This is a genomic window from Nocardioides sp. JCM 18998 (genome assembly GCF_055391535.1).
Genome location: NZ_AP043886.1, coordinates 3,305,245 through 3,328,251, shown reverse-complemented (window position 1 = coordinate 3,328,251; position 23,007 = coordinate 3,305,245). Strand labels below are relative to the sequence as shown.

Below are 23,007 nucleotides of genomic sequence, written 5' to 3'. Positions count from 1 at the left end.
CGGTCGTGAGGTGTGAGCGAAGCTCCGGCGGTTCAGGCCGAGGCGATCGCCTGGAGTGCCTCGCGGTAGCCGTCGACTCCCTTGCCCTTGATCACGGCCTGCGCGTGCGGCCGGACGACCGAGGAGTGCCGCCACTCCTCGGGGCGGGCGTCGGGGTCGGAGAGGTGGACCTCGACGAGTGGCGCCTCGAGCTGGGCGCAGGCGTCGTAGACGGCGTAGGAGTAGTGCGTCCACGCGGCCGCGTTGAGCACCACCGGGGTCCGCTCGTCGGCGGCGGTGTTGAGCCAGTCGACGAGCACCCCCTCGTGGTTGGTCTGGCGCACCTCGACCTCGAGGCCGAGCTCACTGCCCCAGCCGACGCAGAGCTCGACGAGCTCGGCGTAGGTGGTCGAGCCGTAGACCTCGGGCTGGCGCTTGCCCAGCCGGCCGAGGTTCGGGCCGTTGAGGACCAGCACGCGCACGGTCAGGCCTCCGGGGCGTGCGGCGCGAGCGCGGCGAACGCGTCGCGCAGCACCTGCTCATCGGGTCCGGCCAGGATCGCGGGCTGGGCGAGGCCGTGCAGGACCAGGAAGCGCAGCAGCGAGCCGCGGGCCTTCTTGTCGACCCGCATCGCCCCGATCAGCTCGTCGAAGGTGGCGGAGTAGTCGCCCCACGGGTACGTGGTCGGCAGGCCTGCCCGGCCGAAGGCCGTACGGTGGCGGGCGAGCAGGTCCTGGTCGATCAGCCCGGAGCGGGCCGCGATCTCGGCGGCGTAGAGGCACCCGATCGCGACCGCCTCGCCGTGCCGCATCTGATAGCCGGACTGCTTCTCGATCGCGTGGCCCAGCGTGTGGCCGTAGTTGAGCACCTCGCGGCCGGGGTGGCCGTTGCTGCCGCCGGTCTCCTTGAGGTCGCCGGTGACGACCTCGGCCTTGACCCGGATCGCGCGATCGACCAGCTCGGCCAGCTCCGGCGACTCGGCGGTGAGCGGCGCCGTGCCGCGCTCGACGATCGCCAGGATCTCCGGGTCGGCGATGAAGCCGCACTTCACCACCTCGCCCATGCCCGCGATCAGCTCGTCCTCGGGCAGCGTGCGGAGCAGGTCCAGGTCGCACAGCACGCCGGCGGGCTCGTGGAAGGCCCCGACGAGGTTCTTGCCGGCGTCGGTGTTGATGCCGGTCTTGCCGCCGACGGCCGCGTCGACCATGGCCAGCAGTGTGGTGGGCACGTGCACGACCCTGACCCCTCGCAGCCAGGAGGCCGCCACGAAGCCGCCGAGGTCGGTGGTCGCGCCGCCTCCGAAGGTGACGACCGCGTCGGAGCGGGTGAAGCCCTTCTCGCCGAGCGCCTCCCAGCACTCGTTGGCGACGGCGGCGGTCTTGGCCTCCTCGCCGTCCGGCAGGCCGAGGGCGAGCACCTCGTAGTGCTCGACGAGGACGTCGATGACAGGCTCGGCCAGGTCGCCGAGCTCGCCGGCGTAGAGCAGCGCGACGCGCTGCACGCCTTCGCCGAGCATGCCCGGCAGGCGGTCGGCCAGGCCGCGGCCGATGACGACGTCGTACGAGGTGCCGACGGGGATCGTGGTGCGGACAGTGCTCATCGACGTACTCCCAGGGATAGACACCGCGCTCCGCGCGCCGACGAGGCCCGACGTGCGCTGTGTTGGATGGTTCGCTCGCTGCGTTCGCTCACGACCGTTCCTCCAGGCGGGTCGCGATCTCTGCGGCGATCTCGATCGGCGCGCGGCCGTCGGTGTCGACGACGATCGCGGCGACCGACTCGTAGACGGGGGTGCGCTCGTCGAGCAGCTTCTTGATCCGGCTGCGGACGTCGCCCAGCAGCAGCGGGCGGCCGTGCCCCAGCCCGACCCGCTTGGACGCGTCCGCGAGGCCGACCCGGAGGAAGACCACCGGCCGCCCGGCGAGCGCCTCCTGGGCCGCCGGGTCGAGGACGGCGCCACCGCCGAGCGACAGCACGCCGTCGTGACCCTCGAGGGCGGCGACGACCGCGTCCCGCTCGAGCGTGCGGAAGGCGGCCTCGCCGTCGTCGACGAAGATCTCCTGGACGCTCTTGCCGGCGACGGCCTCGACGTCGTGGTCCGTGTCGCGTACGCCCACGCCCCACCGCTCCGCGAGGAGACGGCCGACAGTGGTCTTGCCGGCCCCCATCGGGCCCACCAGGATCGCGCGCGGCCCGGCGCCCCGGTCGACGAGACCCATCAGCTGTAGCGCAGGTGGGCGCGGTAGGCCTCGGCGTTGCGCTTGGTCTCCGCGACGGAGTCGCCGCCGAACTTCTCCAGCACGGCGTCGGCGAGCACGAGCGCGACCATCGCCTCGGCGACGATGCCGGCGGCCGGGACGGCGCAGACGTCGGAGCGCTGATGATGGGCGACAGCGGGCGACCCGTCTGCGACGTCGATGGTGCGCAGGGCCCGCGGGACGGTCGCGATCGGCTTCATCGCGGCGCGCACGCGGAGCACCTCCCCGGTGGTCATGCCGCCCTCGGTGCCGCCGGAGCGGCCCGACGTGCGGCGGATCCCCTCGGGGGTGTTGACGATCTCGTCGTGCGCCAGGCTGCCGGGGGTGGCGGCCAGCTCGAAGCCGTCGCCGACCTCGACGCCCTTGATCGCCTGGATGCCCATCAGCGCGCCGGCCAGGCGCGCGTCGAGGCGGCGGTCCCAGTGCACGTGGGACCCGAGGCCGGGCGGCAGGTCGTAGACGACGACCTCGACGACGCCGCCGAGGGTGTCACCGTCCTTGTGGGCCTGGTCGATCCGCTCGACCATCGCCTTGGACGAGTCGGCGTCGAAGCAGCGCACCGGGTCCTCGTCGAGACGCGCGACGTCCTCGACGGCGGGCAGCTCGGTGCCGGTCGTACGGACGCCGCCGAGCTCGATGACGTGGCTGACGATGCGAGCGCCGACGGTCTGCTCGAGGAAGGCGCTGGCGACGGCGCCGAGCGCGACGCGGGCCGCGGTCTCCCGGGCCGAGGCGCGCTCCAGGATCGGACGGGCGTCGTCGAAGTCGTACTTCTGCATGCCCGCGAGGTCGGCGTGGCCGGGGCGCGGGCGGGTGAGCGGGGCGTTGCGGGCCTGCTTGGCGAGCACTTCGTCGTCGACGGGATCGGCCGACATGACGGTGTCCCACTTGGGCCACTCGCTGTTGCCGACCTGGATGGCGACCGGTCCGCCCTGCGTCTCACCGTGGCGGACGCCGCCGACCATGGTGATCTCGTCGCGCTCGAACTTCATCCGAGCTCCGCGGCCGTAGCCGAGGCGGCGACGCGCGAGGGCGTCGCCGATCTGCTCGGAGGTGATCTCGACGTGAGCAGGGAGACCCTCGAGGATCGCGACCAGGGAAGGGCCGTGGGACTCGCCCGCGGTGAGCCAGCGCAACATGGCTGTCATTCTCCCATGGCCCTCAGCCGACCAGGTGCACGGATCCGCCGAGTAGGACGCCGAGCAGCGCGCCGGCGATCAGGAAGGGTCCGAACGGGTACGCGTTCTTCAGGATCGACCGGTCGCGCCGCACGATCGCGAGCGTGATGCCGAAGACCCCGAACATGATCAGGCCGCCGTAGAGGCCGATGATCCACGCGCTCCACCCGATCCTGCCGAGGACGAGTCCGAGGAGGGCGGCGAGGCGCACGTCGCCGAAGCCCATCCCCGCGCTGCGGATGAACCACAGCAGCCAGAAGAAGGACCGGGCGATCAGCATCGCGCCCAGGCTCCGCACCAGCACGTCGGTGTCGCCCCGGACGAGCCATTCGAGCAGCACCAGGACGATCAGGATCCCGGTGGTGGGCAGCACCACCACCCGCGGCAGCAGCCGGGTGCGCCAGTCGACGACCGCGAGGAGGACGAGGACGGGCGTCAGCAGCGCCAGCACCCACGTGGCCGGGTGGTCGCCGAGACGCACGCCGACCGCGACGTTGGCGGGCACGGCGACGAGCGTCGACCACAGCGCGAGCCGTGGCCGTTCCGCGAGGTCGGCGTAGAGCTCCTTCGGGCCCTCGGCCCGCACCATCGCCTGGACCGTGTCGTCGTCGGCGGGGTCGTCGGGCAGCACCTCCGGCGCGGGCTCGGGGAGCGCCCGGATGCCTGCGGGCACGCCGAGCGCGAGCAGGCCGATCAGGCCACAGAGGGCCGCGACGAGCCCCGCGCTCATGCCGTGAAGGTCGCCTGGGTCTCGACAGGCTCGACCTCCGGGGCAGGCTCGACCTCCGGGGCAGGCTCGACCTCCGGGGCAGGCTCGACCTCCGGGGCAGGCCCGACCTCCGGGGCAGGCCCGACCTCCGGGGCAGGCTCGACCTCCGGGGCAGGCCCGACGTCCGGAGCGGGCTGTCGGATGCCGAGCGCGATCTCGCCGGCCGTACGCATCGCCGCGAGCGGCGCCGGCTGGGAGGTGAACAGCTCGAACTGGAGCACCGCCTGGTGGACCAGCAGGTCGAGTCCGCTGATCACCGTGCCGCCGACGCCGCCGACCGACCGCATCAGCGGCGTGGGCCACGGGTCGTAGACGACCTCGAAGAGCACCGGCACCTGGCACCAGGCCGCGACCAGCTGCTCGGTCTGCGCCGAGACCGGCACGGTGGAGACGAGCACCTCGACGTCGGGGCGGGCCTCGAGCGGCGCGATCACGACCTCGGGCCTGCTCGGGTGCGCCGCGATGACGGCACGCGACTCCTCGGCCCGCGCGGTGTCGCGGGCCAGGAGGGTGATCGTACGAGCGCCCAGCTCGGCCAGCGCGAGTCCGGTCGAGCCGGCGGTGGCGCCGGCGCCGAGAACGGCGGCCGCGTGGATCGGGCGGTCGTGCCGCTCCCGGATGGCGGCGACCGCGCCCGGGTAGTCGGTGTTGTCGCCGGCCCAGCCGTAGGTGGTGCGGACCAGCGTGTTGATCGCGCCCGCGAGCTCGGCGCGGTGCGAGCGGGACTCGATCAGCCCGAGCGCCTCCCGCTTGAGCGGCATCGTCAGCGAGAGCCCGCGCCACGAGTCGTCGAGCGTGTCGAGGAACCGCGGCAGGTCGCCCGAGGGCACCTGGCGCGGCTCGTACGCCCATGCCGCGAGGCCGAGCGCCTCGTAGCCGGCGCGGTGCAGCACCGGGGACAGAGAGTGCTCGATCGGGTCGCCGAGCACGGCGCAGCGATGCGCGGGAGCGGTCGTCATGAGGGCCTCACTGGCAGCCCGAGGCGGACTCGGTCTCGCAGTAATGATGGAGCTCCGCGACGTACTGCTGGAACTCGTCGTAGGTGTGGGCGAACTTCGTCTCGCCGGTCGCCAGGTTGACGGCCACGTAGTAGTACCAGTCGCCGTCGGCGGGGTGCAGCGCCGCCTTGATCGCGGCGGCGCCCGGGTTGCCGATCGGACCCGGCGGGAGGCCCTTGGTGACGAAGGTGTTGTACGGCGAGTCGGTGTTCTCCCGCTCCTCCTGCGTCAGCCCCACCGTGAGCGGCCGTCCGAGCGCGTAGTCGACGGTCGCGTCGATCTGGAGGTAGCCGGCCTGGCCCTGCTCCCCCGGGTGCTCGATGCGGTTGTAGATGACCCGCGCGATCTTCGCCATGTCCTCGGGCGTCTTGCCCTCGGACTGCACCAGGCTGGCCACGGTCAGCAGCTGCTGGGTGGTGTAGGCGTGCCCGTCGATCGTGGTGTCCTTGAGGCCCGCATCGGTGGCCTGCTTCTGCCAGGTGCTGACCATCTCGGAGAACATGTCCGAGGGCGAGGCGCCCGGGCCGAAGGCGTACGTGGCCGGGAAGAGGTAGCCCTCCGGGTTGCCACCGGCGGACGCCGGGAGCGAGACCTTGGACAGCGCCTGCTCGGTCTGCGCCCTGGACTTCTTCGACGCCTTCGCGACAGTCGTGACGACGTCGGCGGCGCGGACGCCCTCGCGGACCAGGACGGTGCTCTGGACGAGGTTCTTGTGGTTGACGAGCACGGCGAGGGCGTCGCTCGCCTTCATCTGCTTCTTCAGCTGGTAGTACCCGACCTGGATGCTCCCGGAGCGGGAGTCGGCGTTGGCGGCGTCGATGAACGCCTCCACCGAGGCGACCACGCCGGCCTCCTTGAGGTTGCGGCCCATCGCTGTCGCGGTGTCGCCCTCGTGCACCTGGAAGGTCACCGAACCGGTGCCGGGGCCCGGGTAGTCGGCGGCCGAGCTGCTCAGGTGGTCCTTGATGAAGTGGTAGCCCTTCACGCCGCCCACGACGGCGATGCCGCCGACGATCAGCAGCGCCACCAGCACCGCGAGGCAGCCGGGCACGCCACGGCGCTTGGTGCGCGGCGCGGCGCGGCGCCCGCCACCGGAGGTGGGGACGTACGGGTCGGGGTGCTCGGACTCGGGATGCTCGCCGATCCGCTCGTCGATCCGCTCGTCGATCCGCTCGCCGCCCAGATCACCGGTCAGATCGCCGGTCAGATCACTGGTCACATCACTGGCCGGGGCCGAGGCGTGCTCCTCGGAGGCCGCGTCGATCTGGTCGATCGGGACCGCACGGGTGCCGGTGTCGCCGGCCGCATAACCGGGAATGCCGCCCTCCGGGCCGGTCGGCTCGTCGCCGGTCGGCTCGGGGGCGATGCCCTCGTACAGGTGCTTGCTCATGCGGTGTCTCCTTCGAGCTCCACGAGCTCTCCAGGCGCCACCCCGGAGGCGCGTTCGGTGTCCAGCGCGTGCTGGAGGATGAAGACTGCGGCGGCCTGGTCGACCACCGAGCGACGATCCTGCCCCTTGCGACCCCTGTCGCGCAGCATTGCCTCGGCACTGACCGTGGTGAGTCGCTCGTCCATGAGGCGTACGGGCAGGGGGCGGACCCGGCGGGCGAGCTGTGCGGCGAAGTCGCGGACCTTGGCGGTCGCGGGGTTCTCGCCGCCCTTGAGGGAGCGCGGCAGGCCGACGACCACCTCGAGGAGCGTCGACTCCTCCTCGATCTCGCGGAGGATCTCCTGGAGCCGAGCGACATCGCCGCGGCCCCGTTTCACCGTCTCCACGGGCGTGGCGAGGAACCCGGTGGGGTCGCTCTTCGCGACCCCGATCCGGGCGTCTCCTGGGTCGATGCCCAACCGGACACCCATCCGCATCACTGTGCGCTCACCACCCGGGTCAACGGACGAGGGTCGGCACCAGCGCGATCGCCTCGTCGATCTTGCCGACCTCGGTGCCACCGCCCTGGGCCAGGTCGTCCTTGCCGCCGCCCCGGCCACCGAGGACCGGGCCGAGGGCCTTCACGAACTCGCCGGCCTTGAGGCCGCGCGCGCGGCCGGCCTCGTTGACCGTCGTGACGACGGCGACCTTGTCGTCGGCGTCGCCGATGATGACGACGACGGCAGCGCGGTCGGCGCCCCCCGGAATCTGACCGAGGCGGGCGCGTACGTCCATCGCGAGGGTGCGCACGTCGTTGCCGCCGGCGCCCGCGGCGCGGGCCGCGACGACGGCGACGCCGTCGACGTCGATCGCCTTGTCGGCGATCGACCCGGCGCTCGCGAGCAGTTGCGCGACGCGCACCTTCTCGATCTCCTTCTCGGCGCTCTTGAGGCGCTCCATCATCTCGGCGACACGACCGACCAGGTCATCGCCCTGCTGAGCCTTGAGCAGATCGGTCAGGCTGCCGACGACGTCGCGCTCACGGGCGAGGTACTTGAAGCCCTCGACGCCGGTGAACGCCTCGATGCGGCGGTTGCCCGAGCCGACCGAGGCCTCGCTGGTCACCACCAGGGTGCCGATCTGCGAGGAGTGGTCGACGTGCGTGCCACCGCAGAGCTCGCGGCTCCACGGGCCGCCGATCTCGACGACACGGACGTTGGAGTCGTCGTACGTCTCCCCGAACAGCGCGACCGCGCCCCAGTCCTTGGCCTGGCTCAGGGACATGTACTGCGCGGAGACGGCGAGGTCGGCACGCAGGGCGTTGTTGGAGACCTCCTCGATCTCCTGGACCTGGCCCCGGGTCAGGCCCTGGGTCCAGCCGAAGTCGAGGCGCAGGTACCCGGGACGGTTGTACGAGCCGGACTGCAGCGCGGTGGGGCCGAGCACCTCACGGAGCGCGGCGTGCACGACGTGGGTGCCGGAGTGCGCCTGCCGGGCGCCGAGGCGCCAGTCGGGGTCGACCTGGGCGTGCAGCGCGGCGCCGGCGGCCGAGGCCCCGGCGAACTCGCCGTCGACGACGCGGACCTGGTGGACCACGAGGCCCTTGACCGGGCGCTGGACGTCGATCACCTCGAGGCGACCGCCGTCGAACTCGATGATGCCTGCGTCGGCGGCCTGGCCGCCGGACTCGGCGTAGAACGGGGTGCGGTCGAGGATCAGCTCCCCCAGCTCACCATGCGCGAGCGAGGGCACGGCCTTGCCCTCGCGCAGCAGCGCGATCGGCTTGGACTCGGTGCTCAGCGTCGTGTACGCCTGCCAGTCGGTCGGCCCGTTGGTGTCGAGGATGTCTCGGTAGATCGACAGGTCGGCGTGCTGGCCCTTCTTGGCCTTCGCATCGGCCTTGGCCCGCTCGCGCTGCTCGGCCATGAGGGTGCGGAAGCCCTGCTCGTCGACGCTCAGGCCGGCCTCGGAGGCCATCTCGAGCGTCAGGTCGATCGGGAAGCCGAACGTGTCGTGCAGCTGGAACGCCTTGTCGCCGGTGAGGACCGGGGAGCCGCCGGTCGCGACCTTCTGCTTCAGCTCGGTGGCGGCCAGGTCGAAGATCTGGGTGCCGGACTGGAGGGTCTTGCGGAACGCCTCCTCCTCGGCGTTGGCGACGCGCAGGATGCGGTCCCAGCCGGTGTGGAGCTCGGTGTAGGTCTCGCCCATCTTGTCGCGGGAGACCGGCAGCAGCTCGGGCAGCGCGGGGTCCTCGTAGCCGAGCAGGCGGACGTTGCGGATGGCGCGGCGCAGGAGGCGGCGCAGCACGTAGCCACGGCCCTCGTTGCCCGGCGTCACGCCGTCACTGATCAGCATCATCGAGGAGCGGATGTGGTCGGCGACGACCCGGAAGCGGACATCGTCGTCGTACGAGGCGCCGTACGTCTTGCCGGTGAGCTCCTGGGCCTTCTCGATCACCGGGAAGACGACGTCGGTCTCGTACATGTTGTTCGTGCCCTGGAGCAGGTACGCGACCCGCTCGAGGCCGAGGCCGGTGTCGATGCCGGTCTGGGCGAGCTTGCCGGCGATGTCGACGTCGTACTTCGAACGGGCGGCGGAGATGTCGTCCTGCATGAAGACGAGGTTCCAGAACTCGAGGTAGCGGTCGCCTGCGTCCCAGTCGCGTTCGGCGCCGAACTGCGGGCCGCGGTCGATCAGGATCTCCGAGCACGGACCGCCCGGGCCGGGAACGCCCATCGACCAGTAGTTCTCCCGGGGAGGCAGCCGGACGATGCGGTCGTCGGGCAGGCCGCTGACCCGCTTCCAGATCGAGACCGCCTCATCGTCGCCGTCGAGCACCGACGGGTAGAGGACGGACTCGTCGAGGCCGAAGCCGCCGTGCTCGAGGGACTTGGTGACCAGGTCCCAGGCGAGCGTGATGGCGCCCTCCTTGAAGTAGTCGCCGAAGGAGAAGTTGCCGCACATCTCGAAGAACGTGCCGTGCCGGGTGGTCTTGCCGACCTCTTCGATGTCGGGCGTGCGGATGCACTTCTGCACCGACGTGGCGCGCTGGAAGGGCGGGGTGGCTTGGCCGAGGAAGTACGGCTTGAACGGCACCATGCCGGCATTGACGAAGAGCAGGTTGGGGTCGTCGAGCAGCAGCGACGCCGACGGCACGGCCGTGTGGGCCATCGTCGGGTGGTCGGCGAAGTGGCTGGTGAAGCGGCGGCGGATCTCCGCCGTGCTCAGCCAGGTGTCGGGGCGGCCCTCGTTGGACGCTGTGCTCACTGCTGGGTGCCTTCCTGAAGTGGCTCGGCCACGTCGTCGCCAGCGGCGATCGAGCGTGGGTCATGACCGGAGGTCAATAGTGGAGTGGAGTCGTGCGTGGGAGTGAATCGTTCGCGCAGCCGCGGCTCGGCCTCGGCCTTGCCCTGCGCCACCTCGTCGCGCAGCATCCGAGCGCCCAGCCCGATCGCCTGCCAGCGGTCGCGCAGCCCCTCGGGCGTCAGCGCCTCGGCCGCGCGGCGACCCCGGAGGGCGGCGTAGAGACCGGCGCCGGCGCCGGCGGCGAACCACAGTCCGCGCTTCATGCGGCCCCCTCGTCGGGCAGGGTGGTCGCCGCCTCGGCGCCGACCTGGGTGCGCTGGCGCGCGCGATACTGGCGCAGCGCCTCCTTCATCTCGGCCTTGCGATCCTTGCGGGAGCGCTTGACCTCGCGCTTCATCTCAAAGCGGATCCTGTTGCGGGTCTCGGGGGCCAGCGCGCGGCGGATGCCGTGCACCATCGAGGCCGTCTGCACCACCGTCTCGCGCACCACCGCGTCGGCGAACGCGGGACCCGACAGCGTGACCTTCACCGGAGCACGGTCGGCACCATCGAGGGAGGCGCCGTCCTCGCCGAGGTGGGTGATGACGTACTCGGGCGCGGCGCTCGCGGGGTGGGGAGCATCGGTGCCAGGACCCCGGGGGGCCGCCGGCGCGGCGCTCGAGCCGCGAGCGCCGGCGAGCCCCGAGACCTCGGCCTCGAGATCCGCCAGCCGCTGCGCCAGCGCGGCCGCCTGCGTACGGGTGGCGAGCAGTGCCCGGGTCACCATCACGAGGGCACCAGCGACCGCGCACAGCACGGCGGTCAGGAGGATGCCCATCATGGGGACCGACCCTATCGCGCGCAGCCTCGGCGACTCATGCCCCGGGGCATTCCACGGGACTTCGCGCGGGGCCGGGCGCACGACTCAGGCGGCGGACTCCGCGTCGGCCAGGCTCTCCTCGGCCAGCAGCCGCTCGGCGACCGGGACACCGACCTCGTGGATCCGCCTCGCCAGGAGCGCGGTGACGATGCCGGTCGCGACCCACATCCCACACGCGATCAGGCCCGCGGCCGTGTATCCACCATCCCCCGGATAGATCCGGCCGGGCGCCGTGCTGGCCGCGAGGATCGCGCCGGCGAGGGCGCTGCCCACGGCGTACCCGACGTAGCGCAGCACCTGGTTGAAGCTCATCGCGCTCGCCGTCTCCGCGCTCGAGACGGCCCGCAGCAGCATGCCCGGGACGACGGCGAAGATGCCGCCGACGCCGATGCCGGCGATCCCCATCACCACGAAGATCCGAACCATGCCGCCACGGTCGAGGCTGAACATCGCCATCGCCGCGAACAGGACCATGCAGGCGATCGGCAGCACGGCGGCGTGCGAGGCCCGCCGTACGAGGGACGGGGTGATCCGGGTGGCCGCGAAGCTACCCGCCGAGAACGGCACCAGCGCCAGGCCGCCGAGGATCACCGAGGCGCCCAGCCCGTACCCGGTGCTGACCGGCGTCTGGACGAAGCGGACCCCGAGGGAGAGCAGCAGATACATGCCGACCCCGGCGAGCAGAGCGGCCACGTTGGCGGTGAGGACGGCGCGATGACGCAGCAGAGCCAGACTCACCAGCGGGTGCGGGCTGCGCAGCTGATGACGGACCCACACGACGAGCAGCACCACGCCGGCGAGCAGGACGCCGAGCGTGCGGACCGAGAGCCACTGCCACTCCTCCCCCTCGCCGAGCGCCAGCAGCACCCCGCTCAACCCCAGAGCCAGGAGGACGGCGCCGACCACGTCGAGCGGCTCGGTGTCACGGCCGCGGGAGCCGGGCACCACGACGACGGCTCCGATCAGCGCGAGGACGGCGACCACGGCGCCGAACCCGTACGCGGCGCGGACCCCGCCGGCCTCGGCGACCACGCCGGTGAGCGGGTAGCCGAGCCCGATGCCCGTGACGGTCGTGATGGAGAGGATGGCGATCGCCGGCCGGGCCCTCTCCAGCGGCAGGGCGTCGCGGACGACCGCGACGGCCAACGGCGTCAGGCTGAGCCCGAGACCCTGCAGGGCGCGTCCGACCAGGAAGATCCCGAAGCCGACCGGCAGCGCCGCGATCACGCAGCCCGCCGCGACGATGGCGACCGCGGCGATGATGACCGCGCGTCGGCGGGGGCCGTCACCGAGCCGCCCGATGGTCGGGGTCGCGATCGCACCCGCGAGCATCGTGGCCGTCACCACCCACTGCGAGGTGGCCGCGGAGACGTGGTCCATCGCCGCGATCGCCGGCACCAGCGGAGCACCGAGGCTGCTCACCACCGCCGAGACCAGACACGCGAAGACGAGACCGGGCAGGAGCAGCGGATGCACCCGCTCGGCCCGCGTCGCGGCGTGGCGGTGGGCGATCTGGATCGACATGGTGCTGCTCATCCCCTTCGGTGCGGCCCTCTCACCGATCGGAGACGGCCTCACCAGCCTCGTCGGCAGCGCGACATACGTCCAATGATGCTTTTGACACATCTCGATTCGATTTGTGCATGATGGAGGCATGCGGCTTCGCGACCTGTCCTGGCTGATGACCCTGCGCGACCACGAGCACGTGACGACCGCGGCCTCGGCGCTACGGATCCCCCAGCCGACGCTGTCCCGCGCGCTGGCCCGGATCGAGGACGAGCTCGGGGCGGTCGTGTTCGAGCGGGTGCCGTCGGGTCTGCGCACGACGCCGATCGGACTGCTCGCGATCGCCGCCGCGGAGGACATCACCGCCCGGTACGACCGGCTGCTCACCGACATCGGCAACCTGATCGACCCGGACACCGGGATCGTGCGCCTGGCCTTCCTCGACTCCACCTCGGTCTCGTTCGTGCCGAGGCTCCTGCAGCGCTTCCGTGAGATCGCCCCGCGGGTGCAGGTCGCGCTGAGCCAGGAGCCCGGCCACGAGATCATCGACGACCTGATGGCCGCGCGTGCCGATCTCGCGATCACGTCATTGCGCCCGGCGGGGGCGTACGGCTGGCTGCCGCTGTACGAGGAGCGCCTGGTCCTCATCGTCCCCGACGGGCACCCGCTCGCCGGAGCGACGACGGTGCGCCCGGCCGACCTCGCGCGGGAGCAGTTCGTCACGCCGCCGGCCGGGTTCGGCTACCGGTCGCTGACCGACGGACTGCTGGCCGCGGACGGCGTCGTGCCGCGGGTCTCCTTCGAGAGCCAGGACCTGGCGACGATCGAGGGCCTGGTCGGCGCCGGGCTCGGGGTGGCGATCGTGCCGGAGGCGTTCGCCGGGCTCAGCGGCACGATCGCCGTCGGGCTTGCGAGCGACGATGCCCGCCGAGCCGTCGGCATGACCTGGCGCACCGACCGGGAGCTGAGCCAGCCGGCGATCCGGTTCCGGGAGATGGCGATCGCCGAGTTCCACGCCTGACGGGCCCGAGGCGCTCGGAGTGCCTCGGCCCGGCCGACGGGTCCGGCCGACGGGGTCCGGCCGACGGGTCCGGCCGACGTCATCGGCCGCGGATGATCTTCCGGATCCGCTCCCAGCGGTCCTTGACCGCGGCCTCGTTGCCGTGGGTGGTCGGCTGGTAGTAGGCGGTGTCGCCGATGGCATCGGGCGCGTACTGCTGCTCGGCGATGCCGAACGGCTCGTCGTGGGCATACTTGTACTCGGTGCCGTGGCCCAGCTTCTTCGCGCCGCCGTAGTGCGCGTCGCGCAGGTGCGGCGGGACCTGGCCGATCTTGCCGGCCTTGACGTCGGCGATCGCGGCGAAGATCGCGGTGGTGACGGCGTTGGACTTGGGCGCGACTGCGAGCGCGATGGTCGCCTGGGCCAGCGTCAGCTGCGCCTCCGGGAGTCCGATCAGCTGCACGGTCTGGGCGGCGGCCACGGCGGTGGTGAGGGCGGTGGGATCGGCCAGACCGATGTCCTCGCTGGCCAGGATCATCAGCCTCCGGGCGATGAAGCGCGGATCCTCACCGGCTTCGAGCATCCGGGCGAGGTAGTGCAGCGCCGCGTCGGCGTCGCTGCCCCGGACCGACTTGATGAAGGCACTGATGACGTCGTAGTGCTGGTCGCCCTGGCGGTCGTAGCGGACCGCGGCCTGATCCACCGCGGTCTCGGCCGCCGTCAAGGTGATCTCGTCGGAGTCCATCGAGACCGCCGCACCCGCCGCCGCCTCGAGGTAGGTCAGCGAGCGCCTCGCGTCGCCACCGGCGAGCCGGACCAGGTGTTCGAGCGCCTCGTCCTCGATCGTGAGACGCCCGCCCAGGCCACGCTCGTCGCTGAGCGCGCGCTGCAGCACCGCGCGGACGTCGTCGTCGGTGAGCGACTCGAGGCGCAGCAGCAGGCTGCGCGAGAGCAGCGGGCTGATCACGGAGAAGAACGGGTTCTCGGTCGTCGCGGCGACCAGGGTCACCCAGCGGTTCTCGACGCCGGGCAGCAGAGCGTCCTGCTGGGCCTTGGAGAAGCGGTGCACCTCGTCGACGAAGAGCACCGTCTCCTGGCCCGTACGGACGAGCCGGGCGCGGGCCGAGTCGATCGCGGCCCGGACCTCCTTGACGCCGGCGCTGACCGCGGACACCTCCACGAACCGGCGGTCGGTCTGGCGCGAGACGATCGAGGCGATCGTGGTCTTGCCGGTGCCCGGCGGGCCCCACAGCAGCAGGGAGAGGGACTGGTCGCCCTCGATCAGCTGGCGCAGCGGCGAGCCCGGGGCACGCAGCTGCGCCTGTCCGGCGAGCTCGTCGAGCGTACGAGGCCGCATCCGGACGGCCAGCGGGGCGGCCACGTGGTCGGCGTCTGAGAGTGAACCCCCATCCGCTGCTGTCCCACGTGCCGCCCCACGGGCCGCCTCGGCTGGCTCGTCTGCGATCTCGAAGAGCCCGTCCGCCACGCCGTCGTCCACGACTACGGAGTATGGACGGTGCGCTCTCCGAGGTCGAACCAGGTGTCGCTGAAGCCCGGCTGCGTCGGCAGATCGGTCGGCGGCGTCACCGGCGTCGCGGGGTGGTGTCCCAGCTCGCCGGCGAAGTGGCAGGCCACCTTGTGCGTCGGCCCAATCTGCAGCAGCGGCGGCTCGACCTGCGCACAGATCTCCTGCGCGAGCGGGCAGCGGGTGCGGAAGTGGCAACCCGAGGGCGGGTCGATCGGGCTCGGCACGTCACCGGAGAGCCGGATGCGCTCACGCCGACCGCCGACCACGGCCTGCTTGACGTCGGGCACGGCGGAGAGCAGTGCCTGGGTGTACGGGTGGTGCGCGTGGCCGTAGATCGAGTCCCGGTCACCGATCTCCACGATCTTGCCCAGGTACATCACCGCGACCTCGGGGCAGAAGTGCCGCACGATCGCGAGGTCGTGCGCGATGAACAGGAAGGCGATGCCGAACTCCTTCTGCAGATCCTGCAGAAGGTTGATCACCTGCGCCTGGATCGACACGTCGAGCGCCGAGACCGGCTCGTCGGCGACGAGCAGCTTCGGCTGCAGCGTCAGGGCGCGGGCGATGCCGATGCGCTGGCGCTGGCCGCCGGAGAACTCGTGCGGATAGCGGTTGTAGTGCTCGGGGTTGAGACCGACGATCTCCAGCAGCTCCTGGACCCGGCCGAGGATCTTGTTCTTCGGCAGGACCTTGTGGATCTCGAGCGGCGCACCGATGATCGAGCCGACGGTGTGGCGCGGGTTGAGCGAGGTCGCCGGGTCCTGGAAGATCATCTGGATGTCGCGGCGCAGCGGCAGCAGCTGGCGCTGGCTGAGGTCGGCGATGTCGCGACCCTCGAACTCGATCTTGCCGTCGGTGGGCTTGTAGAGGCGGGTGATCAGGCGACCCGTCGTCGACTTGCCACAGCCCGACTCGCCCACCAGGCCCAGCGAGCCGTTCGCTCGCACCTGGAACGACACCCCGTCGACGGCCTTGACGTGGCCCACGGTGCGGCGCACGACGCCGGCGCTCTTGATCGGGAAGTGCATCTGCAGCCCGTCGACGCTCAGCACCGGCGGGGCGCTCAGGTCGGCTTGCAGGGCGGCGTGCCCGTCGTTCATGGGGGTCGGCTCCTTGCCGTTCAGGTCGACGCTCATCGCTCCTCCTGGACGAGGTCGGGAGCGATCTCCGGCAGCACCTCGGTGCTGTAGACCTCGTCGGGATTGGCGAGATGGCACCGCTTGGTGTGCGCGCCGCCGGCCACGGCCGGCGTGAGCTCGGGCAGCTGGGTGAAGCACAGGTCGCCCGGGACCTTGTCGCGGTGGTCGCAGCGCGGGTGGAAGGCGCAACCCGTCGGCGGGTTGAGCAGGCTGGGCGGGTTGCCCTTGATCGGGATGAGCTTGGCGTCCGGGTCGCCGGTGACCTCGGGAACGCTCGAGAGCAAACCCCAGGTGTACGGCATCTCCGGCCGCACCAGGATCTCCTTGGTCGGGCCGTACTCGACCGCCCGGCCGGCGTACATCACCAGGACGTCGTCCGCCATCTCCGCCACCACGCCGAGGTCGTGGGTGATGATGATGATCGCGGAGTCGAACTCACGCTGCAGGTCCTGCAGCAGATCCAGGATCTGTGCCTGGACGGTGACGTCGAGCGCCGTGGTCGGCTCGTCGGCGATCAGCAGCCCGGGGTCGTTGATCAGGCTCATCGCGATCATCGCGCGCTGGCGCATGCCGCCGGAGAACTGGTGCGGGTAGCTGTCGACCCGACGGTTGGGGTTGGGGATGCCCACCCGGTCCAGCATCTCGATGGTGCGTGCGCGCGCCGCCTTGCGACTGACGTTGTTGTGGACCCGGTAGGCCTCGGCGATCTGGTTGCCCACCGTGTAGTACGGGTGCATCGCCGAGAGCGGGTCCTGGAAGATCATCGCGACGTCCTTGCCCCGCCGGCGCCGCATCTCCTCGTTGGAGAGCTTGAGCAGGTCGACGCCGTCCAGCAGGATCTCGCCGCTGACCTGGGCGTTGGTGCCTCGGTGCAGACCGAGGATCGCCGAGCTCGAGACGGACTTGCCCGAACCGGACTCCCCCACGATGCCGAGGGTCTTGCCCCGCTGCACCTCGTAGGAGAGGCCGTCGGTCGCCTTGACGATCCCGTCCGAGGTCGGGAAGTGCACGACGAGGTCGCGGACCGAGAAGTAGCTGTCTGAAGGGTCGCTCGGCATGGAGGTGGTCTTCTTCTCTGTGGTGCTCATGGATCGTTCCTCAGTCCAGCCGGACCCGCGGGTCGATGAACGCGTAGAGGATGTCGACAACGATGTTGGCGACGATCACGAAGGTGGAAAGCAGCAGGACGATACCGACAATCGTAGGCAGGTCCTGGCGGGAGTTGGAGGTCACCGCGAGGAGACCGAGGCCGTGGAACGTGAAGACGTTCTCGGTGATGATCGCGCCACCGAGCAGGATGGCGAGGTCGAGACCGGCCATCGTGACCAGCGGGGTGAGTGCCGCGCGCAGCGTGTGCTTCAGCATCAGCGGGACCCGCTTGACGCCCTTCGCCTTGGCGGTGCGGACGTAGTCCTCACCCGAGGCCTCGATGATGAACGCTCGGCTCATCCGGGTGTACGCCGCCATGTAGAACAGCGCCAGCGTGAGTGCCGGAAGGATCAGGTTGGTGAACCACAGACTTGGATTCTGGGTCAGCGGCACGTAGACCGGCAGCTGGAAGATCCCCCAGCGGATGGCCACGAACCGGAGCAGGAGCAGACCGATCACGAAGGTCGGGAAGGCGTAGAAGATCAGCGCGAAGCCGACGATGCCGCGATCCAGGAACGAGCCCTTGGTCATCGCGGCGATGATGCCGAAGAGCAGGCCTCCGATGATCCAGAAGACGAAGGCCACCAGAGCGATGGAGAACGAGACCGGGATCGCGGAGCTCAGCAGCTGGTTGACCGTCTCGGTGTTGACCATCGAGTAGCCGAGGCACGGGGCCGCACAGTGGGTGACGACCGACGGGTTGGCGTCGCGCACCGCCTTGTCCAGCGGATAGTCGCGGCCCTTGACCAGGCCGCCGAGGAAGCTCCCCCACTGGCTGAGGATCGGCTTGTCGTAGCCGAGCGCCTTGCTGGTCTGCTCGACCTGCGCAGGCGAGCAGACCTTGCCGCACGCGTTGCGCGCGGGGTCGAAGGCTCCGGAGAAGAAGAGCAGGAACGTCACGAAGCTCATCACGAGGAGCAGGACGACACCGATCAGGAGCCGACGGACGATATAGGCAAACATGGGTTCAGTTGCACCTTGCCGCTAAAAGCTGGTGGCCGTGGAGCGGCGCGAGCGATGCGCGCCGCTCCACGAGGAAAGCGAATTGTCGAAGCTTGGTCGCCGGGCGAGCCACGGTGGCGGCCGAGTCTCCTCGACCGCCACCGACGGGCTCACTTGACGTTGATGCCGCCCAGATCGGGGTAGCCGTTGGAGGACGGCGTCGTCTGGTAGTTGATCACGTCCTTGCCGTGGAGCAGGTTGAACACCTGGTTCTCCAGCGGCACGTACGCGTTGTCCTTGCCGAGCTGCTCGTCGGCCTTCTGCAGCGCCGTCGTCTGCGCGGCCAGCGTGCTGGCGTTCTGCGCCTGGTCGACGTACGAGTTGAACGTCGGGTCGTTGTACTGGCCGTAGTCGTTCTGGCTCGACGTCTTGGTCAGGTTGATCCGACCGTCGAACAGCGGCGGGGTGACGGTGATGGCCGACGGCCAGTCAGCACCCCAGCCGGCCCAGTACAGGTCGCCGTTGTTCGACGGCTTCTGGATGGTCGCGTAGTAGTTGTCCGCGTCGATGCCCGTGAGGGTCACCTGGAAGCCGGCGGCCTGCCACTGCGACTTGAGCGCCGCGGCCTGCTTGTCGGCCGTGTCGGTCTTCTCGTACATGAAGTTGATCGGGTACGGCATCTTGACGCCGGCCTGCTGCAGGAGCTGCTTGGCCTTGGCCGGGTCACCGGTCAGCGGCACGTTGAACTCCGGGTTCGGCTTGTAGCCGTGCACGGTCGGAGCCACCAGCGAGTGCGCCGGCAGGAACGCCTTCGAGCCGCCACCCGCGTCGATCCAGGCCTGCGGGGCCGTCGCGGTGTAGAGCGCCTTGCGCACCGTCGGGTTCGACAGCCGCTTCATGTTGAACTGCAGGTAGTCGATGTACGGCGAGGGGACCGACGACAGGCGGTCCTTCACCGAGCTGGAGTTCAGCTGGTTGAACCGGGTCGCGGGGACCGAACGGTCGGTGACCGCCTGGGTGTCCTTGCCGCTGTCGGCGATCAGCCGGTCGGCGATCGTCTCGGTGGTCGAGGTGACCTCGAAGACGATCTTGTCCGGCAGCGCCTGGCGCACGGAGGTGGAGTCGGTCGCCGGGTCGTAGTTCGTGTTGCGCACGAACGTGCCGCCGGTGTTCTGGTCCCAGCTGCCGTCGAGCTTGTACGGACCGTCGGAGAAGACCGAGTAGTTGGACTTGTCGCCCTGGTCCTGGTCCTTGCGGTACGGGTCCATCATGTGAAGCGCAGCGATCGCGAGCGGGAAGTCCGGCCACGGGTGCTTGAACTTGTAGGTGATCGTCTGCCCGTCGCAGGTGACAGCCTTGTCGAAGGCGGCCTGGCCGGCCTGGTTGGCCGCCGAGGTGTCATAGGGGCCGGCGTAGATCGACGAGCCGTCCTTGTTGGTCGGGACGTCGAGATAGGCGACGAGGTAGTTCGGGCCGCCCGGGATCACGCTCTGCGCGAAGACGCGGGAGGCGCCGTACTTGAGATCGTCACACGTGATCGGCTTGCCGTCCTGCCACTTCACGCCGTCCTTCAGCGTGAACTTCCAGGTCTTGGCGCCATCGAGCGACGTGCCCGTGTCGGTCGCCAGGTCGGCCACCGGCTTGACGCCGGCGGTCTTGTCCGTGGTGTCCGGGAACGTGACCAGCTGCCGGTAGACCAGACGCGACATGTTCGTGATGTCGCGGCCGATGTACAGACGCTGCGGGTCCAGGTGCTCGGGCTTCGCCGACGTCGCGGTCAGGTAGTACAGCGTGCCCTTCTCGGCCGAAGCCGACGCGCCACCTCCACCACAGGCCGACAGGAGCGCCACGGCGGTGACCGCGACGGCCCCGAGAGCAACCGCTCGCTTCCGATTCCTCAACATGATTTCTCCTTCTTAAAGTGGCGTCTCAACGGACGCACACATCTCCCCCGAGGGGAGAGGCTTGATGGGGCGAACGGTGTTAACGGTCGCCCTTGGGGTCGAGCGCGTCGCGCAGGCCGTCGCCGAGCAGGTTGAAGCTGACGACGACCACGACGATGACGATCGCCGGGATCCAGAAGTACAGCGGGTCGCCGTCGATCCACGCGGTGGCGTCGGACAGCACGTTGCCGAGCGTCGGCAGCGGAGCCTGGACACCGACGCCCAGGAAGCTCAGGGCGGCCTCGGCCGAGACGTAGGACGGGAGCAGCAGCGTGCTCATCACCAGCAGCGGCGCCCAGACGTTCGGCAGGATCTCGCGGAAGTAGATCCGGCTGTTCGAGGCGCCCAACGACCGGGCGGCGTCGATGAACTCGCGTTCGCGGATCGACAGCACCTGCCCGCGCACGAGGCGCGCGACCGCCGGCCATCCGAAGAACCCGAGCACGAGGATGATGTAGAGCGCGTTCGCGAGGTTGCCGTGCAGATGCAGGGAGTTGTTGAAGAACGCGACGATCGGCGCGGACAGCGCCAGCAGCATCAGGGTCTGCGGGAACGAGAGCGTCAGGTCGACCAGCCGGCCGATCACCGCATCGACCATGCCGCGCGAGTAGCCACCGATGATGCCGAGCACGGTGCCGATCACGACCGAGACGATCGTGGCGCACAGGCAGATGCCGATCGAGAAGGCGACACCCAGCCACAGCCGCGAGAGCACGTCCCAGCCGGTGCCCGGGACCACACCCAGCGGGTGGGAGGCGCTGATGCCGCCATGGGCGCCACGGGGCACACCGCCGTTGGACGGATCCGTCAGGTCCTGGTGCAGGGTGCTGTAGTCGAGCACGCCGAGCTTGACCAGCACCGGCGCGAGGATCGCGGCGAGCGCCAGGAGGGCGACCACGATGAACGCCGCCATCGACAGCTTGTCCTTGCGGAACCGCGAGATCGCCAAGCGGGTCGGGGACTTCGCCACCGGTGCTGCGACGACCGGGTCCTCGCCACCTTCGGAGCGCCACTCGGTTTCCGTGGAGCTGATCGTCATGGGTACCTCGTTGATCTGGATTGCATTGACTTCCTAGGAAAGACAGTTGACACCGTAGCCGACCAGCTGTCCCGGACCAGCCGACTCTATCTGCACAGAGTGCCGCAGGCTGATTGCGGGCAGATTACGGTTTGGACACGAACGGCGCCATCGCCGTTCACATAGCCCGTGGGAGCGGAGTTCCGGGCCGAACGACGATGGCCTCCCGGACCGGCGTGCCGGCGGGAGGCCATCGGGTCAGGAACGGCGCCGGCTACTCCGGCTTCGCGTCAACGCCGGCCTCCTTGCGCTGCTCCGGGGTGATCGGCGCCGGCGCGGCGGTGAGCGGGTCGAAGCCGCCACCGGACTTCGGGAAGGCGATCACCTCGCGGATCGAGTCGGTCTTGGTCAGGTGCTGGAGCACCCGGTCCATACCGAGGGCGATGCCGCCGTGCGGCGGGGCGCCGAACTTGAACGCGTCGAGCAGGAAGCCGAACTTCTCCTGGGCCTCGTCCTCGCCGAGACCCATCACGCTGAAGACCCGCTTCTGGATGTCCTCGCGGTGGATACGGATGGAGCCGCCGCCCAGCTCGGTGCCGTTGCAGACGATGTCGTACGCGTACGCCAGCGCATTGCCCGGGTCGGTGTCGAACGTCGCCTCGAACTCCGGCTTGGGGCCGGTGAAGGCGTGGTGCACAGCGGTCCAGGCTCCGGCGCCCACCGCGACGTCACCGGAGGCGACCGCGTCCGAGGCGGGCTCGAACATCGGGGCGTCGACCACCCAGGTGAACGCGAAGGTGTCGGGGTCGAGCAGCTCGAGTCGGCGGGCGATCTCCACGCGGGCCGCGCCGAGCAGGGCGCGGCTGGGCTTGGTGGCACCGGCGGCGAAGAAGGCACAGTCGCCGGGCTGGGCGCCGAGGTGCGCGGCCAGACCGGCCTGCTCGGCCTCCGACAGGTTCTTGGCGACGGGGCCGCCGAGGGTGCCGTCCTCCTGGAAGAGGACGTAGGCGAGGCCCTTGGCGCCACGCTGCTTGGCCCACTCCTGCCAGGCGTCGAGCACCTTGCGGGGCTGGCTGGCGCCGCCCGGGTAGACGACCGCACCGACGTACTCGCTCTGGAAGACGCGGAACGGCGTCTCCTTGAAATAGTCGGCGCACTCGATCAGCTCGAAGCCGAAGCGCAGGTCGGGCTTGTCGGAGCCGTACTTGCTCATCGCCTCGGCGTAGGTCATCCGGGGCAGCGGGGTCTGCACCTCGACGCCGATGGTGGACCACATCGCCGTGATGATGTCCTCCATCATCTCGATGACGTCGTCCTGGTCGACGAAGCTCATCTCGATGTCGAGCTGGGTGAACTCCGGCTGGCGGTCGGCGCGGAAGTCCTCGTCGCGGTAGCAGCGCGCGATCTGGTAGTAGCGCTCGAGGCCGCCGACCATGAGGAGCTGCTTGAAGAGCTGCGGGGACTGCGGCAGGGCGTACCAGCTGCCCGGGTGCAGGCGGGCCGGGACCAGGAAGTCGCGGGCGCCCTCAGGCGTGGAGCGGGTCAGAGTCGGGGTCTCGACCTCGACGAAGTCGCGTCGGCCGAGGACCTCGCGGATCGCCTGGTAGACCTTCGAGCGCAGTCGGATGGCGTGGGCCGGGCCGGAGCGGCGCAGGTCGAGGTAGCGGTGCTTGAGGCGCGCCTCCTCGGAGACCTCGCCGGCGCCGTGGGCGGCCGCGTCGTCGATCGGGAACGGCAGCGGCGCGCTGGCGTTGAGGATCTCCAGGTCGGAGACGACGACCTCGATCTCACCGGTGGCGAGGTTGGGGTTGACGTTGGCCTCGGTACGGGCGATGACCTCGCCGGTGACCTTGAGGCAGAACTCCGAGCGGAGCTCGCCCGCGACCTCGGCGTCACGGATGACGAGCTGGACCACGCCGCTCGACTCGCGCAGGTCGATGAAGGCGACCCCACCGTGATCGCGGCGGCGGGCCACCCACCCGGCGAGACGGACTGTTTCACCGACGTTGGCCGTGGTTAACGAGCCGGCGTCATGGGTGCGGATCACTTCATGTCCTTACGTTGAA

The 23,007-nt window shown here is 70.5% G+C and carries 20 protein-coding genes; 1 reads left to right on the top strand and 19 read right to left on the bottom strand.

What is annotated here, in order from left to right; translation table 11 throughout:
* Nucleotides 1-32: 32 nt before the first annotated feature.
* From ACZ5L9_RS15685 to ACZ5L9_RS15630, 12 genes are all read right to left on the bottom strand, one after another.
* The gene (locus tag ACZ5L9_RS15685) at nt 33-467 is read right to left on the bottom strand and encodes a type II 3-dehydroquinate dehydratase (RefSeq protein WP_464536881.1); all 435 of its coding nucleotides are present in this window, start codon (nt 465-467) and stop codon (nt 33-35) included.
* Nucleotides 464-1,579, bottom strand: coding sequence for a 3-dehydroquinate synthase (gene aroB / locus ACZ5L9_RS15680; RefSeq protein WP_464529184.1), 1,116 nt, complete (start codon nt 1,577-1,579; stop codon nt 464-466). The genes ACZ5L9_RS15685 and aroB overlap by 4 nt, the downstream gene beginning before the upstream one ends.
* Before the next feature lie 88 nt (nt 1,580-1,667).
* Nucleotides 1,668-2,198 carry a shikimate kinase gene (locus ACZ5L9_RS15675; RefSeq protein ID WP_464529182.1) on the bottom strand — a complete coding sequence of 177 codons (531 nt, stop codon included), beginning with the start codon at nt 2,196-2,198 and terminating at the stop codon, nt 1,668-1,670.
* On the bottom strand, nt 2,198-3,376 hold the full coding sequence (aroC, locus tag ACZ5L9_RS15670; protein WP_464529180.1) for a chorismate synthase: 1,179 nt from the start codon (nt 3,374-3,376) through the stop codon (nt 2,198-2,200). Before aroC ends, ACZ5L9_RS15675 begins: the two co-directional genes overlap by 1 nt.
* A gap of 22 nt (nt 3,377-3,398) precedes the next feature.
* Nucleotides 3,399-4,145: a prepilin peptidase gene (locus tag ACZ5L9_RS15665; RefSeq protein WP_464529178.1), complete on the bottom strand. Its 747-nt coding sequence runs from the start codon at nt 4,143-4,145 to the stop codon at nt 3,399-3,401.
* Entirely contained in the window at nt 4,142-5,143 is a 1,002-nt protein-coding gene (locus tag ACZ5L9_RS15660; protein WP_464529176.1) for a shikimate dehydrogenase, read from the bottom strand. Before ACZ5L9_RS15660 ends, ACZ5L9_RS15665 begins: the two co-directional genes overlap by 4 nt.
* A gap of 7 nt (nt 5,144-5,150) precedes the next feature.
* On the bottom strand, nt 5,151-6,572 hold the full coding sequence (mltG, locus tag ACZ5L9_RS15655) for an endolytic transglycosylase MltG (protein ID WP_464529174.1): 1,422 nt from the start codon (nt 6,570-6,572) through the stop codon (nt 5,151-5,153).
* Complete coding sequence (ruvX, locus tag ACZ5L9_RS15650) at nt 6,569-7,048, bottom strand: Holliday junction resolvase RuvX (RefSeq protein ID WP_464529172.1); 480 nt, start codon at nt 7,046-7,048, stop codon at nt 6,569-6,571. Before ruvX ends, mltG begins: the two co-directional genes overlap by 4 nt.
* A 22-nt stretch (nt 7,049-7,070) precedes the next feature.
* A complete protein-coding gene (gene alaS / locus ACZ5L9_RS15645) occupies nt 7,071-9,779 on the bottom strand; it encodes an alanine--tRNA ligase (RefSeq protein WP_464536879.1) in 2,709 nt (902 codons plus the stop codon).
* A 35-nt stretch (nt 9,780-9,814) separates the two neighbouring features.
* Nucleotides 9,815-10,120, bottom strand: coding sequence for a DUF6167 family protein (locus ACZ5L9_RS15640; protein ID WP_464529170.1), 306 nt, complete (start codon nt 10,118-10,120; stop codon nt 9,815-9,817).
* Entirely contained in the window at nt 10,117-10,677 is a 561-nt protein-coding gene (locus tag ACZ5L9_RS15635) for a hypothetical protein (protein ID WP_464529168.1), read from the bottom strand. The genes ACZ5L9_RS15640 and ACZ5L9_RS15635 overlap by 4 nt, the downstream gene beginning before the upstream one ends.
* An 84-nt stretch (nt 10,678-10,761) precedes the next feature.
* Nucleotides 10,762-12,240 (bottom strand): MFS transporter, encoded by a 1,479-nt coding sequence (locus ACZ5L9_RS15630; protein ID WP_464529166.1) that lies wholly within the window; start codon nt 12,238-12,240, stop codon nt 10,762-10,764.
* 130 nt (nt 12,241-12,370) lie between these two features.
* Between ACZ5L9_RS15630 and ACZ5L9_RS15625 the strand changes: the two genes are divergently transcribed.
* Nucleotides 12,371-13,243 carry a LysR family transcriptional regulator gene (locus ACZ5L9_RS15625; RefSeq protein ID WP_464529164.1) on the top strand — a complete coding sequence of 291 codons (873 nt, stop codon included), beginning with the start codon at nt 12,371-12,373 and terminating at the stop codon, nt 13,241-13,243.
* A 79-nt stretch (nt 13,244-13,322) separates the two neighbouring features.
* On the opposite strand, the gene ACZ5L9_RS15620 is transcribed toward ACZ5L9_RS15625, so the two are convergent.
* The 7 genes from ACZ5L9_RS15620 to aspS all read right to left on the bottom strand — a co-directional run bounded on the left by ACZ5L9_RS15620 (nt 13,323) and on the right by aspS (nt 22,988).
* Complete coding sequence (locus ACZ5L9_RS15620) at nt 13,323-14,603, bottom strand: replication-associated recombination protein A (RefSeq protein ID WP_464529162.1); 1,281 nt, start codon at nt 14,601-14,603, stop codon at nt 13,323-13,325.
* Between the two features lie 119 nt (nt 14,604-14,722).
* The gene (locus ACZ5L9_RS15615) at nt 14,723-15,850 is read right to left on the bottom strand and encodes an ABC transporter ATP-binding protein (protein ID WP_464536877.1); all 1,128 of its coding nucleotides are present in this window, start codon (nt 15,848-15,850) and stop codon (nt 14,723-14,725) included.
* Between the two features lie 32 nt (nt 15,851-15,882).
* Complete coding sequence (locus ACZ5L9_RS15610; protein ID WP_464529160.1) at nt 15,883-16,977, bottom strand: ABC transporter ATP-binding protein; 1,095 nt, start codon at nt 16,975-16,977, stop codon at nt 15,883-15,885.
* 10 nt (nt 16,978-16,987) lie between these two features.
* Complete coding sequence (locus ACZ5L9_RS15605; protein ID WP_464529157.1) at nt 16,988-18,001, bottom strand: ABC transporter permease; 1,014 nt, start codon at nt 17,999-18,001, stop codon at nt 16,988-16,990.
* Nucleotides 18,002-18,150: 149 nt separating this feature from the next.
* Nucleotides 18,151-19,884, bottom strand: coding sequence for an ABC transporter substrate-binding protein (locus ACZ5L9_RS15600; RefSeq protein WP_464529155.1), 1,734 nt, complete (start codon nt 19,882-19,884; stop codon nt 18,151-18,153).
* 79 nt (nt 19,885-19,963) lie between these two features.
* Complete coding sequence (locus ACZ5L9_RS15595) at nt 19,964-20,962, bottom strand: ABC transporter permease (protein ID WP_464529152.1); 999 nt, start codon at nt 20,960-20,962, stop codon at nt 19,964-19,966.
* A gap of 253 nt (nt 20,963-21,215) precedes the next feature.
* Entirely contained in the window at nt 21,216-22,988 is a 1,773-nt protein-coding gene (gene aspS, locus ACZ5L9_RS15590; RefSeq protein WP_464529149.1) for an aspartate--tRNA ligase, read from the bottom strand.
* Nucleotides 22,989-23,007 lie beyond the last annotated feature (19 nt).

Excerpts from the sequence above, each read along its gene's own strand:
- aroB (WP_464529184.1), bottom strand. The coding sequence starts at position 1,579 with ATGAGCACTGTCCGCACCACGATCCCCGTCGGCACCTCGTACGACGTC.
- ACZ5L9_RS15675 (WP_464529182.1), bottom strand. The coding sequence starts at position 2,198 with ATGGGTCTCGTCGACCGGGGCGCCGGGCCGCGCGCGATCCTGGTGGGC.
- aroC (WP_464529180.1), bottom strand. The coding sequence starts at position 3,376 with ATGTTGCGCTGGCTCACCGCGGGCGAGTCCCACGGCCCTTCCCTGGTC.
- ACZ5L9_RS15665 (WP_464529178.1), bottom strand. The coding sequence starts at position 4,145 with ATGAGCGCGGGGCTCGTCGCGGCCCTCTGTGGCCTGATCGGCCTGCTC.
- ACZ5L9_RS15660 (WP_464529176.1), bottom strand. The coding sequence starts at position 5,143 with ATGACGACCGCTCCCGCGCATCGCTGCGCCGTGCTCGGCGACCCGATC.
- mltG (WP_464529174.1), bottom strand. The coding sequence starts at position 6,572 with ATGAGCAAGCACCTGTACGAGGGCATCGCCCCCGAGCCGACCGGCGAC.
- ruvX (WP_464529172.1), bottom strand. The coding sequence starts at position 7,048 with ATGCGGATGGGTGTCCGGTTGGGCATCGACCCAGGAGACGCCCGGATC.
- ACZ5L9_RS15640 (WP_464529170.1), bottom strand. The coding sequence starts at position 10,120 with ATGAAGCGCGGACTGTGGTTCGCCGCCGGCGCCGGCGCCGGTCTCTAC.
- ACZ5L9_RS15635 (WP_464529168.1), bottom strand. The coding sequence starts at position 10,677 with ATGATGGGCATCCTCCTGACCGCCGTGCTGTGCGCGGTCGCTGGTGCC.
- ACZ5L9_RS15630 (WP_464529166.1), bottom strand. The coding sequence starts at position 12,240 with ATGTCGATCCAGATCGCCCACCGCCACGCCGCGACGCGGGCCGAGCGG.
- ACZ5L9_RS15625 (WP_464529164.1), top strand. The coding sequence starts at position 12,371 with ATGCGGCTTCGCGACCTGTCCTGGCTGATGACCCTGCGCGACCACGAG.
- ACZ5L9_RS15615 (WP_464536877.1), bottom strand. The coding sequence starts at position 15,850 with ATGAACGACGGGCACGCCGCCCTGCAAGCCGACCTGAGCGCCCCGCCG.
- ACZ5L9_RS15610 (WP_464529160.1), bottom strand. The coding sequence starts at position 16,977 with ATGAGCACCACAGAGAAGAAGACCACCTCCATGCCGAGCGACCCTTCA.
- ACZ5L9_RS15605 (WP_464529157.1), bottom strand. The coding sequence starts at position 18,001 with ATGTTTGCCTATATCGTCCGTCGGCTCCTGATCGGTGTCGTCCTGCTC.
- ACZ5L9_RS15600 (WP_464529155.1), bottom strand. The coding sequence starts at position 19,884 with ATGTTGAGGAATCGGAAGCGAGCGGTTGCTCTCGGGGCCGTCGCGGTC.
- ACZ5L9_RS15595 (WP_464529152.1), bottom strand. The coding sequence starts at position 20,962 with ATGACGATCAGCTCCACGGAAACCGAGTGGCGCTCCGAAGGTGGCGAG.